11 protein-coding genes and 1 riboswitch are annotated in these 14,442 nt (G+C 45.4%); of the genes, 4 read left to right on the top strand and 7 right to left on the bottom strand.

Annotation, left to right across the window (positions count from 1 at the left end):
* Positions 1-14 precede the first annotated feature (14 nt).
* From TOL_RS11640 to TOL_RS11655, 4 genes are all read right to left on the bottom strand, one after another.
* Positions 15-788, bottom strand: a complete 774-nt coding sequence (locus tag TOL_RS11640) for a creatininase family protein (protein ID WP_015487532.1) — start codon at positions 786-788, stop codon at positions 15-17.
* Positions 788-1,696 carry an ABC transporter ATP-binding protein gene (locus TOL_RS11645; RefSeq protein WP_015487533.1) on the bottom strand — a complete coding sequence of 303 codons (909 nt, stop codon included), beginning with the start codon at positions 1,694-1,696 and terminating at the stop codon, positions 788-790. The genes TOL_RS11640 and TOL_RS11645 overlap by 1 nt, the downstream gene beginning before the upstream one ends.
* Positions 1,697-1,733: 37 nt before the next feature.
* Positions 1,734-2,684 carry an ABC transporter permease gene (locus TOL_RS11650; RefSeq protein WP_015487534.1) on the bottom strand — a complete coding sequence of 317 codons (951 nt, stop codon included), beginning with the start codon at positions 2,682-2,684 and terminating at the stop codon, positions 1,734-1,736.
* A 148-nt stretch (positions 2,685-2,832) separates the two neighbouring features.
* Positions 2,833-3,807, bottom strand: coding sequence for an ABC transporter substrate-binding protein (locus TOL_RS11655; RefSeq protein WP_015487535.1), 975 nt, complete (start codon positions 3,805-3,807; stop codon positions 2,833-2,835).
* Positions 3,808-4,247: 440 nt separating this feature from the next.
* Positions 4,248-4,359, top strand: a riboswitch (guanidine-I (ykkC/yxkD leader).
* Between the two features lie 181 nt (positions 4,360-4,540).
* Here TOL_RS11655 and TOL_RS11660 point away from each other — a divergent pair.
* From TOL_RS11660 to TOL_RS11675, 4 genes are all read left to right on the top strand, one after another.
* Positions 4,541-5,305 (top strand): urea amidolyase associated protein UAAP1, encoded by a 765-nt coding sequence (locus TOL_RS11660; protein ID WP_015487536.1) that lies wholly within the window; start codon positions 4,541-4,543, stop codon positions 5,303-5,305.
* An 11-nt stretch (positions 5,306-5,316) separates the two neighbouring features.
* Positions 5,317-5,955 carry an urea amidolyase associated protein UAAP2 gene (locus TOL_RS11665; RefSeq protein ID WP_015487537.1) on the top strand — a complete coding sequence of 213 codons (639 nt, stop codon included), beginning with the start codon at positions 5,317-5,319 and terminating at the stop codon, positions 5,953-5,955.
* Positions 5,956-6,066: 111 nt separating this feature from the next.
* Positions 6,067-9,699 (top strand): urea carboxylase, encoded by a 3,633-nt coding sequence (gene uca, locus TOL_RS11670; RefSeq protein WP_015487538.1) that lies wholly within the window; start codon positions 6,067-6,069, stop codon positions 9,697-9,699.
* A 187-nt stretch (positions 9,700-9,886) separates the two neighbouring features.
* Entirely contained in the window at positions 9,887-10,642 is a 756-nt protein-coding gene (locus TOL_RS11675) for an enoyl-CoA hydratase/isomerase family protein (RefSeq protein WP_015487539.1), read from the top strand.
* Positions 10,643-10,710: 68 nt separating this feature from the next.
* On the opposite strand, the gene TOL_RS11680 is transcribed toward TOL_RS11675, so the two are convergent.
* The 3 genes from TOL_RS11680 to TOL_RS11690 form a co-directional block, all read right to left on the bottom strand.
* The gene (locus tag TOL_RS11680; protein ID WP_144055367.1) at positions 10,711-11,751 is read right to left on the bottom strand and encodes an adenosine deaminase; all 1,041 of its coding nucleotides are present in this window, start codon (positions 11,749-11,751) and stop codon (positions 10,711-10,713) included.
* Between the two features lie 223 nt (positions 11,752-11,974).
* Positions 11,975-13,075: a BMP family ABC transporter substrate-binding protein gene (locus TOL_RS11685; RefSeq protein WP_015487541.1), complete on the bottom strand. Its 1,101-nt coding sequence runs from the start codon at positions 13,073-13,075 to the stop codon at positions 11,975-11,977.
* A 240-nt stretch (positions 13,076-13,315) separates the two neighbouring features.
* Positions 13,316-14,434, bottom strand: coding sequence for a fatty acid desaturase family protein (locus tag TOL_RS11690; protein WP_015487542.1), 1,119 nt, complete (start codon positions 14,432-14,434; stop codon positions 13,316-13,318).
* Positions 14,435-14,442 lie beyond the last annotated feature (8 nt).

The raw sequence follows: 14,442 nt of genomic DNA on the forward strand, positions 1-14,442 counted from the left end.
TTTCATAAATCCAGTTACAGCCGCTCGAATATCGAGTTTTGATAGCTGTGGTTGAGAGGGGCTTCTTCTTCCGTTGCCCGTTGCACGATGGCAAGTAAATCCTCCTGCATCCATTGATAGAGGATTTGTCCTTTTTCTTTGGTGGCTAATGACGGTTGTCCCGTCACGCCATTAAGACTGGTGCGATTCACTGGATGGCTAAAAACACAGCCGCCAGTACGATCTGGATCATCGGCTTCATCGAGTTTTTCTGGTCGAACAATCTCAGGATGTAAATGCATCATCAAAGCGGTTTCTGCATCGTTGGCGTGCCAATCGTTAGCATCGGCAAAATGCGCTTGTTTAACTCTGGGTGAAAGTTGCGCAGTGTTGATTAAAGCCACCATAAATCCGTCGTGACGGGCGCGCAGCATTTCTAAGGCACAGCGCAGCGGCGCTTCGTTAGTGACGTGTCCATTAACTAGCAACAAACGCCGAATTCCTGAAGACACAACCCAATCGCCTAAATCGCTGACCACATCAATTAAGGTCTTAGGATTTAAAGCCAATGTACCGGGCCAGCGTTTAGAGTGACCAACCGAACAGCCATAAGGTAAGGTCGGTAATAACAATATGTCCGCTTGTTCAGCAACGTCGTAACACAGAGTGTGAGCAATGGCTGTATCCATGCCACAACCTAAATGAGGGCCGTGCTGCTCGGTTGCGCCAATCGGTAACATGGCCGTTTCAACCCCGCCTTGAACAGCGGCCCCTACTTCTTCCCATGTCATATGGCTAAGCTGAAGCATTAAAAAACACTCCCAACGTCGTCATCTACATGCACCATGCGCATAAGGTTGAGATGATCTTCGTCGGTATCCGTTGTTGGTGGATGAATTAATTCTTCTAAGCGCTTTTTGGTCGCCAAAAATTCTGGCGACAGCAATTGATCTGGGTTTCTCGGGTGTGGCACAGGTACTTCTATCAATTCCTGCACTTCGCCTGGGTTGGCTTTTAATACCAAGATTCGGTCGGCAAGATAAATGGCTTCATCAAGATCATGGGTAATAAAGAACACGGTAATATCAATGTTCTTCCAGATTTCGAGTAAATAGGCCTGCATTTTCGCGCGTGTTTGCGCATCCAATGCACCGAAGGGTTCATCCATCAGTAACACTTTAGGTTTATTCGCCAAGGCGCGCGCGATGGCGACGCGCTGCTTCATACCACCTGATAATTGATGTGGATAGCTTTCTGCAAAACGTTTTAAACCGATTAAGTCGATCCACTGTAGTGCTTCAGCTTCTGCCTCGCCTTCACCATAACCTGACTCAATCAAACCAAACATCACGTTGCGTTTTACTGTCAGCCAAGGAAACAAGGTATAGCCTTGAAATACCATGCCACGCTCAGGGCCGGGCTTACTCACCGCGTTGCCATTAAGCAATACTTCGCCCGTAGAAGCTTGCTCTAAACCGGCAAGAATGCGAATTAAAGTTGACTTGCCACAACCCGATGGACCAATCACACACACGAACTCACGCTTATGAATTTTTAAATTAATGTCTTTTAGTGCAGTTACTTGGCCATTCCGGCTATTAAAATGCTTATATAGGTTTTTCACTTCAAGCGTTACAGGGCGTTGCTTTAGACGTTCAAAACGATCTTTAACTTCTTCACTTTGCAGCTTGTAGTCGGGTAGATTTAACTTAGTCATAATATACTCTGCTGTCGTTAGTGCCGTGTTAGTTGGATTAAGATTCTTGTTTCTGCCAAGAAAATAATCGACGCCCTAACCATGCAAGCAACAAATCAATCGTAATGCCCATAATGCCGATCATAATGATAGCGGCGAATACATTGTCGAAATTCTTATAACGCGCTTGCTGGGTAATAAACCACGTGATACCAGAGCTAGTACCAATCAACTCGGCAACGATTAGATAGGTCCAAGCCCATCCCAATAAAATACGAATATCACGGTATAGGTCAGGCAGAATGCCGGGCACTACTACACGAAATAGCATAGAGCGATTCTTTGCTCCTAAGGTCTGTGCCGCCTCCAGCAAGGCTGGATCCAGCTTGCGTGTGGTATTAGCAACCACTAATACTTGCTGAAAAAAGGTACCAATAAAAATAATGGCAATTTTCGGTGCTTGATAAATACCCAATATAGCAACGGCTAGAGCACCGAACGCTGGCGCGGGCAAATAACGAAAAAATTCAATAAAAGGTTCTATTAACTTAGAAAAGAAGTCATAAGTGCCTGCCAGAATCCCTAACGGAATACCAATAATCGACGACAGCACGAACCCCCAAAATATGACCTGAATACTGCTCCACAAACTTTCATGCAACCACATCTCACTTCTACGCTGCGGCTCGGTAGTAAATGCCGTTACAAACGCTCTAACAACTTCGTGAGGCGCTGGAAGGTATACGGGATTCGCGGGATCACCTTGAGGAAGCTCACACCCTGATGCTTCACAGGTACTAGTTTCTACAGCAAAGACTTCGCGGTCCACTAACATGCCTTCGCGAAAGTATGAGACACCACCTGGGTTAGTGATCTCTACTTGCGGATGCCATATAAAGGGTACATAACTCACCACACACCAAAGTAGGATTGGGCAAGCAAAACTCAATAGCGTAACTATCTTTCGAGCCTGAGGATCTATTGATTTATTTACAGCAAATAGTGTCATACCAAGGTCTCGCAAAGGTAGATACAAATATTAAAAACGAGAACTGCTCTGCTATTCACTCACTAGCAAAAGCGATAAACATATTGGATATTAGTGAAATGCTATAACTAAGTTATAGCATTTCTGGTGATTCATTATTCGATATGGATTATAGAGATTCCATAATGCTGGCATCGATATAAGAATCTAGATCCTGCTTGGTCTCATATACCTTGTTGTTGACATTAAATTCGTCAGCAATTTTGGTAGAACCATATAAAGACTTAAAGCCTTCTGCTTTTTTCATAAACGGCAGAGCTTCATCTAAGGAAAGAATCTTTGTGCCTTCAATAAAGGCAGTATAATCATCAGCAGGAATACCAACGCGGGCAGCCATAATGCTAATCGCTTCTTTACGAGTCTTTGGATCATTCAAGTAGGCAACGGCTTTGTACCAAGTTTTTGCAACTTTGGTCCATTCGTCTTTGTGTGCTGCAAGGCTAGATGGAGACACGGCCAATACATCGTAGATTAGACCGGGCTCGTCTTTACTTGAATAAATACGAGTAGAACCTGGTACTAAGGTCAATGCCTGACCTGAGTTTGGCTGCCATGCAACGATAGCGTCTACCTGACCTGACGCTAAAACTTGAGGAGTTTCGTTCGTAGGTACGTTTACTAACTCGACATCTTTCTCGGTCATGCCGTTCTTTTCTAATGCATTAAGTAGCAATAAGTGGCCAACAAAGCCTACTTCTACACCTACCTTTTTACCTTTTAAATCTTTAATAGACTTAATGCCAGGAGCACCAACGACCATGTCGTTACCGTTGCTGTAATCGTTAATCAAGATCATGACGTTACGACCACCAGTAGAACCCGTCACCAGTGCATCACCGTTAGTCATAGCAACAGCATCTAATTGACCAGAAGCAAATGCATCCATACTGGCAACGTAATCAAACCATTCGAATTGGACTTCAACGCCCTCTTCTTTGAACATGTCTTTTTCGATAGCGATTTCCCAAGCCACCCAGCCTGGCCAATCGCTGTAACCGATTTTTAATGGTTCAGCTAAAACGCTTCCTGACATCATCAGTCCAGCAAAAAGCGCTCCTAGCAATTTCTTTGGCTTACTTCTCATGTAACTACTCCCAGTATTACGTTTTTAATCTATGGTAATACTAGGGTGAGCACCAAACGTGCCAATATCTGGACTAATTAGCACATCACATGGGGAAAACGGCATACGTCTCCGTAAATCGCCGACAATAGGCGTATTGAGACTCAGTAGATAATCTTTAAATGATTAGCTTTTACTCAGAGTGTTTATTTAATGACCGGCGATCTTTTGCATATTTGCCTGCATCGCCCAAATAAATCGCACCACCAAGGAGCGTTTTAAAGTTCGCCGCCCTAATTTTGAGCGCCAATTAAGTGCATTGACAGGCAAAGGGGAAGTTATGTTAGGATTTATCCGTGGTGAAGAATTAGAACTTCACACTCTGTCAACACACATGGTGTATGTACAGACGCTATGCGCCCAGCAAAGTAACGCTAATCAAGCGGTTATATTGCGATAAAACAATGGGTTACTAGGGTTCCGGCTTCACATTTTGAAGTGCTGGTCCGAGAGTAACCGACCTTTCAGCTGCGCACTGTTAAGGTTACACGGAGGGATAAAAGCCCGGGAGATCAACCAGACGATTAGTTCGTCGTTGTATCGAATCCGTTAACCGACAGGAAGCAGAGATGAAAAAACACCCCCATCTTATTCTGTACTTTGATTTTGCATTAACCTTGCATTTTCAATCTTTGGCGCGCACGTGTCTTTTTCGCGCGGTGGCAACATCTATTTATCTAGTAAGGAAAAGTGTATGAGCAACGTATACATGGTCGGAAAACCCATCTACGAAGATACGTTGGGCGGCGGATGCCATTGGTCGATGCGAGTTAAAAAAGGCACCTTATTAACCCTAACTGACGTTAAAGGCGGCGCTAACGTCGGCATGCTTTTCTATAATCCTTATGACCTGCTAGAAAAATACAATGCACCCGATACCCTAAAGTGTCAGCACACATTTAAACTGACTCGTGGTCATTGTTTGTATTCAGATATGGGGAGAATATTTGCATCAATTGTTGAAGACGATTGCGGCTGGCATGACACGGTATGCGGCAATTTAAATAAAAACATGCTTGAAAAAAAATGGACACTAAAGACCTATCAAGAAGCCCATAATGGCTGGACTCAAAATGGTAATGATGCCTTTTTAGTCGAATTTGCGAAGTACGGTTTAAATCGTAAAGACATGGCGGCTAACTTAAATTTATTTAGCCAAGTAGTGACCGACGACGAAGGCAACATGCGCTATGTTGAGAATGCATCTAAAGCCGGAGATACCATTACCCTACGGTTTGAAATGGATACCTTAGTGATTTTTCATACCTGCCCTCATCCATTAAATTCTGCCGATGAATATCCAGTGCGGCCCGTGCATTACAGTATCGCTCAAGCCAAACCCGTAACAGATGATGATGAATGCAAAAATAAATGCAGCGAGAATCAGCGCGGTTTTAAAAACAATGCACTTTATAATTTTTTGAATGAGCCATTTCCATCTAGCTCAGCGTCGAACTAAGGAGACAACTAATGATTAAGCACAGCCAGTTAACAGAAGATGCCGCGTCGTTTCGTCACGTTGTCCCAGCAGGCGACTATTTTTTGCATCGTATCGAAGCCGGTCAAACCCTTCGCATTTTAGACCTAGAAGGCAATCAAGCTGCAGACACCCTGTTCTACAATGCCGACGACCCTAGCGAGCGCTATAGCGCCATGGATACCATTCGCGAACAGGGCAATGTGTACCTCACGGCAGGTACAGTGCTGATGAGCAACGAAAATGAACCTCTGCTAGAAATTGTCGCTGATACATGCGGGCGTCACGATACCTTGGGTGGCGCCTGCGCGACCGAATCGAATACGGTACGTTACTCACTAGAAAAAAAGTGTATGCACGCCTGCCGTGACAGTTGGATGCTCGCCATTAATCAACATGAAGAATACGGCCTAGATAAAGCGGATATCACTCACAACATTAACTTCTTTATGAATGTGCCAATTACTGCCGATGGCGGCCTTACCTTTGCTGATGGTATTTCTGATGCGGGCAAATACGTCGAACTTAAAGCGTTAAAAAACGTATTGGTCTTAGTGTCGAATTGCCCACAATTAAATAACCCTTGTAACGCCTACAACCCGACACCGATTGAAATTTTGGTGTGGAATTAAGTTAAGGTATTGATTCAGCCATAACAGGCTATCCTAATTAGCAAGGTTCTGGACGACCTCAGCCTTGCAAGAAGTTCAGTGGGACGACCCACACGCTTGTGAGACAAGACTATGTTTAACAAAGTACTAATCGCCAACCGCGGTGCCATTGCTTGCCGTATTATTCGCACTCTTAAAGCACTAAATGTGACTTCAGTAGTGGTCTATCACGAAGCGGATCAACACTCCTTGCATGTGCAGCAAGCCGATGAAGCCTACCCACTAGGTTCAGGCAGTGTCGCAGAAACCTATTTAAATCAGTCCAAATTGCTTGCCATTGCTAAAGAAACTGGTGCCGGAGCGATCCATCCAGGCTATGGTTTTTTAAGTGAAAACCCATCATTTGCCGATGCATGTGAGCAAGCAGGAATCGAATTCCTAGGCCCGCGTAGCGAACAGATGTTGTCGTTTGGCTTAAAGCACAGCGCCCGTGATTTAGCTCAGAAAAATAATGTTCCGTTATTGCCCGGAACCGAGCTTTTAAGTGATGTCAGTGAAGCACTCACCTCTGCTGATCATATTGGCTATCCCGTGATGCTGAAGAGCACCGCTGGCGGCGGTGGTATTGGTATGCAGTTGTGCTACAGCGCACAGCAATTAAATAATGCCTTTGAATCAGTAAAACGCCTAAGTGCTAATAACTTTGCTAACGACGGCGTATTTATCGAAAAGTTCGTTGAGCGAGCCCGCCATATTGAGGTTCAGATTTTTGGTGATGGCCAAGGAAAAGTTATTGCTTTTGGCGAACGCGATTGTTCGTTACAGCGACGCAACCAAAAAGTTTTAGAAGAAACACCTGCCCCAAATATCAGCGAAGCAACTCGCAAAGCATTGCACGATACGGCAATTCGTTTAGGCCAATCAGTTAATTACCGCAGTGCCGGTACGGTTGAGTTTATTTATGATGCAGAAACCACAGAGTTTTATTTCTTAGAAGTGAATACCCGCTTACAAGTTGAGCACGGTGTAACGGAACAAGTATTTGGCGTCGACTTGGTTGAGTGGATGATTAAACTCGGCGCAGGTGATGCTCTACCATTCGATCAAACATTTAACGCTCTAGGCCACAGCATACAAGCTCGTGTTTACGCGGAAGATGCCACCCGCGACTTTCAACCAAGTGCAGGTTTATTAAGCCGTGTGACTTGGCCAGCCAAAGCCAATACCAGCAAGACGTTACGCATTGATACGTGGGTAGAAAGCGGCACACAAGTACCTGCCCTATTCGATCCTATGGTTGCCAAAGTGATCGCGACCGCAGCAACGCGTGACGAAGCCATAGCCATATTAGAGCTAGCACTCGCGGACACCGAACTGTACGGTATTGAAACCAACCGTCGTTATTTACTCGATATTCTAGCCAACTCAGATGTTAAAAACGGCTTAGTTTATACCCAACTATTAAAGACGCTAGAACATGCGCCGCATTCAATGCAGGTCATCAGTGCAGGGACTCAAACCACCATACAAGACCTACCAGCACGCATTGGTTATTGGAATATTGGCGTTCCACCATCAGGACCCTTTGACAACTACTCGTTTGCTTTAGGTAATCGCTTAATTGGTAATGATGAAAATGCTGCAGGCCTGGAGATCACCTTAAAAGGCCCTGTATTAAAAATGATTAGCGCTGCGACCATCATGCTTGCAGGTGCGAATACCAATGCTAGTTATGAACGTAACGGCCAAACTACGACCATACCCTTTTGGAAAGCCATTAGCTTAGAAGCGGGCGATATTCTTAATTGTGGCAGCGTCATCGAGGCCGGAGCACGTGCTTATTTAATCATTCAAGGTGGCATTAATTGCCCTGAATACCTAGGCTCTCGTTCGACCTTTACCTTAGGACAATTTGGTGGCCACAATGGACGCGCACTACTTCCTGGTGATGTATTACATCTAATGCCGACGAATGGTAGTGCTAAAATTGCCGCCGTTTTCGATCAGCTAATGCTGCCGAAAATAACCAACCATTGGCAACTACGCGTTATCTACGGCCCGCATGGCGCGCCCGAATTTTTCACCCCAAGTGATATAGAAACCTTCTTTGGCCATGAATGGGAAGTGCACTACAACTCTAGCCGCACGGGTGTGCGCTTAATTGGTCCTAAACCGGAATGGGCACGCAACGATGGTGGCGAAGCCGGCCTTCACCCATCCAATATTCACGACAATGCCTACGCGATTGGCACCATCGATTTCACCGGTGACATGCCGGTGATACTCGGCCCCGATGGCCCGAGCTTAGGCGGATTCGTATGCCCAGCAACGGTCATCCATGCCGACTTATGGAAGCTCGGTCAATTAAAGGCAGGCGATACAATTTCGTTTATTCCGGTATCCCAAGACGCAGCTGTTAGGCTGGCGAATGCACAAACAGAATCTATTGCGTCGCTATGTAGCCTCGAACCAGAATTATCCCAAGGCGATATCGTATCGCCAGAAGTTGGTAGCGCAATTATTCGCTCCATCAGCACAGAAAATCACCCGACTGGCGTAGTATATCGCCCATCTGGTGATCGCTATTTACTGGTGGAATATGGCCCGCTGCAATTGGATATTCGCTTGCGCTTCCGTGTACACGCATTAATGCAATACCTAGAAAGCCAAGGTATTACCGCTATTAGCGAATTAACACCTGGGATTCGGTCACTACAAGTGCATTACGATTCGACGGTATTAAGCCAAACGGCATTACTGGATTTACTAGTATTAGCTGAAGATCAGCTAGGCGATTTACAAAATACCGAAGTGCCGTCACGTATCGTCCATTTACCGCTCTCGTGGAATGATATCGCCTGCCAAGAAGCCGTTGATAAATACGTTAAATCCGTGCGGGCCGACGCGCCTTGGTGCCCAGATAACATAGAATTTATTCGCCGTATTAATGGTCTAGATTCTATAGATGACGTGAAGAAAATCGTCTTCGACGCCAATTATTTAGTCATGGGCCTAGGCGATGTATACCTAGGTGCTCCAGTAGCGACCCCAATGGACCCGCGCCATCGTCTAGTGACCACTAAATATAACCCTGCGCGTACTTGGACCGCCGAAAACTCGGTCGGTATTGGCGGTGCCTACATGTGTATTTACGGCATGGAAGGCCCAGGCGGCTATCAATTCGTTGGCCGTACCCTGCAAATGTGGAACCGCTATAAAACCACCACAGAGTTTACGCAACCTTGGTTATTGCGCTTCTTCGATCAAGTTAAATTTTATGAAGTGGACCACGATGAATTACAGCATATTCGCAATGTATTTCCGCATGGCCAATATCCAATAAAAATTGAAGAAACACGCTTTAATTTGAGCGAATATGAGCACTTCTTAGCGGAACAAAAAACTGAAATATCCGGTTTTCAAAATGAACGCCAAAAAGCATTTCAAGCCGAACTAGAAGACTGGAAAGCCACCGGTCGCTTCCACTACGACAGCGAACCCGCAGAAGAGAATAACGCTGATGAACGCGTATTACTTGATGGCGAATTTACCGTCGATAGTCATATCTCAGGCAACGTATGGCAATGCCTAGTAGAGCCCGGTACACATATCGAAGCGAACCAGCCATTACTGATTTTAGAATCCATGAAAATGGAAATTGAAGTAAGCAGTCATCAAGCGGGTACCGTAGTCGAGATACTTCGCCAACAAGGCCAAGGGGTCAGTCCGGGTAAAGCGTTGATCGTATTGAAGGCGGATGCTTAACCGAACAATACTCTTGTCTCAAGCAAAGAGCGCTCAGTACGAGCGCCCTCTGTAAATTGCTTGTAGCAACTATAAATGTCCTTAGTAATCATCAGGGTGTCTGTTTTGGTCATTGCCCCGCTTTCCAAGCTTTGCCATGATCCTACACATTGAACCAGACGACGAGCGTCGGGTATGAGGAGCCATTATGTATCAAGACATCGAGTATCAGGTTAGCGACCGTATTGCAGTTATTTCCATCAATCGCCCTAAAGTACTAAATGCGATCCGTGTTCAAACCTACACAGATATTATTGCCGCGCTAAAAGCTTCTGAGGCCGATGATAACGTTAGCGTGGTCGTTATGACCGGCTCTAACGGCAAATTTACCGCAGGTAACGATTTGTCTGACCTATTGCCTGGTGGTGATTTGAATGCCGTTAGCGAGGGCGTTGCCGGTATTTTTGATACATTAGCTGGCATGGAAAAACCGTTAATTCTTGCACAAGAAGGTGTTGCCGTTGGTATTGGTGCAAACTTTCTACTGCATGCGGATTTGGCATATGCCGGTAAGAGCATTCGCTACAGCCTACCATTTGCGAAGATTGGTGTAGCTTCAGAAGGTGGTAGCTCGGTATTACTGAGTGAAGCAATTGGCCCTAAGAATGCCAATGACCTATTACTCACTGGCCGTTTTTTCTCAGCAGAAGAAGCGGAAAAATGGGGTTTAATTAACGCTGCAGTAGAAGATGGTACGGCGTTAGAGCATGCAATGAAGACTGCCGCAGCATTAACAAAGAACTCGCAAGGTTCAATTCGAGCGATTAAACAGCTAGGGCGAGCAGAAGGTCATCGCGAGCGCGTGAATAAAGCGGTACTCGCAGAAATGAAGGCCTTCGTTGCGCTGTTAGATACGCCAGAAACTCAGATGCGTATTAACCATGTATTAAAAGGCGGCAAGTAAAACGTCTGCAAGACGCCAACAACGGCCTTAAAATAACCCCGTATTGATATCAATACGGGGTTATTTTTTTACTCGCCTAGCGAGCCTTCCAACACTTGCAACCATTCTTCATACAGTTCGTCGTCTATAAACGACGCTTCTAGGCTATTTGCCGCAAGCGCTACCGCTTCCGCACGGGTCATAGCAAGGCCTTCTACCAAAGCCATATAGTTATCAACCAAATATCCGCCAAAGAAGGCTGGATCATCTGAATTAACTGTGACGCATACCCCCTGCTCAAGTAATTTAAGAATCGGGTGCTGATTCATGTTGTCGTACACTTTTAAGCGCGTATTCGATAACGGACATACCGTTAGTGGTACACGGTTTTCAGCCAATGAATCGACTAATACAGGGTCATCAGTGCAACGTACGCCGTGATCAATACGATCGACATCGAGAATATCGAGTGCGGTTTCAATATAGGTAGATGGACCTTCTTCGCCGGCATGTGCGACTAGAAACAAATCGAGTTCCGCAGCGGCTGCAAAAACATTAGCGAACTTTTCTGGCGGGTGCCCTACTTCGGATGAATCTAAGCCTACACCGATGATCTTATCTAAATGTGGCTTGGCCATTTCCAGCGTGGCAAACGCAGCCTCTTCACTCAGGTGACGCAAGAAGCACATAATAAGACCACTGGTGATGTTGAGTTGTTCTTCGCCATCACACAAAGCACGATCAATACCGTTTAATGCAACCTCAAAAGGAATACCGCGGTCGGTATGGGTTTGTGGATCAAAGAAGGGCTCAGTATGAACCACCCCGTCCTCTTTGCAACGCAGCAAATAGGCCCAAGTTAAATCGTAAAAATCCTGCTCGGTGCGTAATACATCGGCGCACTGATAGTAGATATCGAGGAAGGATTGTAGATTGGTAAAATCGTAGGCAGCGCGAATCTCTTCAACCGATGCATAGGGTAATTCGATGTTATTGCGCTCTGCCAGCTTGAACATCAACTCAGGCTCTAACGACCCTTCGAGATGCAAATGTAGCTCTGCTTTGGGAAGTCGACGAATAAATGCTTCGTCCGCTATGTCCTGTGGTCGAGCAAAGGTCAAATCAGTCATGAAGTTCTCCAGCAGAAGAGTATCTGCTTCACAGATTAGCGGGGGTTGGGCGCACTGTTCAACCTTGATTACCATTATCGTTATGCTTTCCGGCCAAAATACGGATAGATAATAGATTTTTAAGGCAGATTAAACCAACGGCGCGAATATGGTAGGCATCATAACAGACTGGCACGACTACGACTGAAAAGTCGTTCGTGCCAGCCTAAAGAATTTATACAGCCTATTGAGGTAGCTTGTCGTCAATACCTTTGATGTACCAATTAACAGTCGCCAACTCCGCATCGGTTAGCGAATGGCCTGCTGCAACCACTGTTTCACCGGTATTACTGATGATTGGCCCGGTAAAAGGCTTTAGATCGCCACTTTTAATTTCATCGTATGTGGCTTTTATTGCGCTCTTTACTTCTGCAGGAAGGTTATCGTTGACCGAAGCAACCACCAGTAGATCTTCAGCAAAGCCACCCCAAAAATCTTCAGATTTCCAAGTACCGTCGATAACTGACTGAATTTTCGCAATGTACTGTGGCGCCCAGTGATCTTGAATCGAGAACATATGGGCGTCGGGTGCAAATTGACTCATATCTGATGCTTGACCAATCGCTTTCACTCCGCGCTTTTGTGCCACCATTAGCGGTGCAGGACTGTCTGTGTGCTGCAAAATAACGTCTACACCTTGATCGATTAATGCATTGGCGGCTTCGCTTTCTTTGACCGGATCGTACCAGCTACTAACCCACATAATTTTCATTTTTACATCGGGGTTCACTTTGGATGCTGCCATGTAAGCCGCATTAATATCACGAATAACCTCTGGGATTGGAAATGATGCAATGTAGCCAATGGTATTGGTTTTGGTCATCATGCCAGCAGCAACACCAGATACGTACCGCCCCTCGTAAGTGCGCAAGGCATAGGTTGAAAGGTTTTTACCGCGCTTATATCCAGTCGCGTGTTCAAAGTGGACTTTAGGGAAACGCTTAGCCACTTTGACCGTTGGATTCATAAAGCCAAATGACGTGGTAAAAATAAGGTCATTTCCGCTCTGAGCCAGCTGACGAATCACTCGCTCAGCGTCGGCGCCTTCGGGAACATTTTCTACATAAGTTGTTTGAATTTTATCGCCGAAAGCTTTCTCGGCTTCAAGACGCCCACGGTTATGTTCATAGGACCAACCGTAATCACCCACAGGGCCGACATAAACGAATCCTACTTTGAGCGGATCTTCCGCCTCTGCCTCTGGTACAACACCACCAAGTAAAGCCCCAGCGCTCAGCAGGAGTGACGCGAGCCAAGCTTTATGTGGTTTTGGTCGAAATGTCATGCAGGTATCTCCAATAAATGTGGTCTAGTAACCTACAAGCAATATTCTGGCCAAGCGGTCAGGTTTTTCATGCTGAGCAAACATAAGGGTTAGAGCCAAAGTGCGGACATTAAAATGTTATTAGCGAATAAAAACTGCACCAACTTCAGACACGCCGCCCTGTTGCGGAACATCCTTACAAAAAAACCGCCTAGGTTATCCCTAGGCGGTTTTTATATTTCCAATGCCGTTAAGCAATAATCAGCTCGTCGCTAAATCGCCATCATTACGCTTGGGTGGACGAGAGTACTTAACAATACGCTGCACCACCGTTAGGTACTGCTTAGACAATGAGCCAGTGTTGTAAGGGATATCGTACTTCTTACACACTTCTTGTACTTGCTTAGACATTGCAACGTAATGATACGCTGGTACATCGGGAAACAAGTGATGCTCTACTTGGCAGCTTAAATGACCTGTCATGATATGGAACAAGCGACTGCCTTCCAGATTCGACGAACCTAAGATTTGGCGGTAATACCACTGACCGCGAGTTTCATTTTCACACTCCTCTTCGCTAAAGGTGTGAACATTTTCAGTAAAGTGACCACAAAAAATAATAGTTGAGGTCCAAATATTACGGATAAGGTTGGCTACAATATTGCCGCCTAAAATGGCGAAAAACATTGGCCAGCCTAAAAATAAGCCGACAATTGCAGGGTAAAAAGCATAATCACGGAATGTTGCTTTGCGAATTTTACTAAAAAAATCTTTCGCTAACTGAGCACGTGAAATTGGCAATTTACTGTCTGTTGGTGGCTTACCAAAAAACAAGCGCTCGCCAATCATCTCATGGTAAGCAACGCCCCATTGGAAAAATAAGGCCATACCAATATAAAGCGGCAACTGGAAACGATTGTCAGGACGCCATTTGGTATCGTCACTTAAACGCAATGTGTCGTATCCGAAATCACGATCTTTACCAATAATATTAGTGTACGTGTGATGTTCGAAATTATGAGTACGACGCCATGATTGGCCATCACAGACATTATCCCAATCAAATGTACGAGAGTTAATGTGTGGATCGTTCATCCAATCGTACTGACCATGCATAACGTTATGGCCAATTTCCATGTTATCTAAAATTTTCGCTATGGCTAATAACGCAACGCCTAGAATCCACCAAACCGGAGAGAAAAAGCCCAACACCATAATGATACGGCCAGCGACATCGCAGCCACGCTGAACACGTACGACATTGCGAATGTAGTTAGCATCTTTTTGACCTACTTGGGCCAATGCTTCATCGCGTATTCTATTTAAATCGTCTTCAAAACCTTGGAGGGTTTCATTTGACGGTATTTTTGTAGTAGCCATCGTATATA

It is taken from the genome of Thalassolituus oleivorans MIL-1 (assembly GCF_000355675.1).
In the GTDB taxonomy this organism is placed as follows: domain Bacteria; phylum Pseudomonadota; class Gammaproteobacteria; order Pseudomonadales; family Oceanobacteraceae; genus Thalassolituus; species Thalassolituus oleivorans.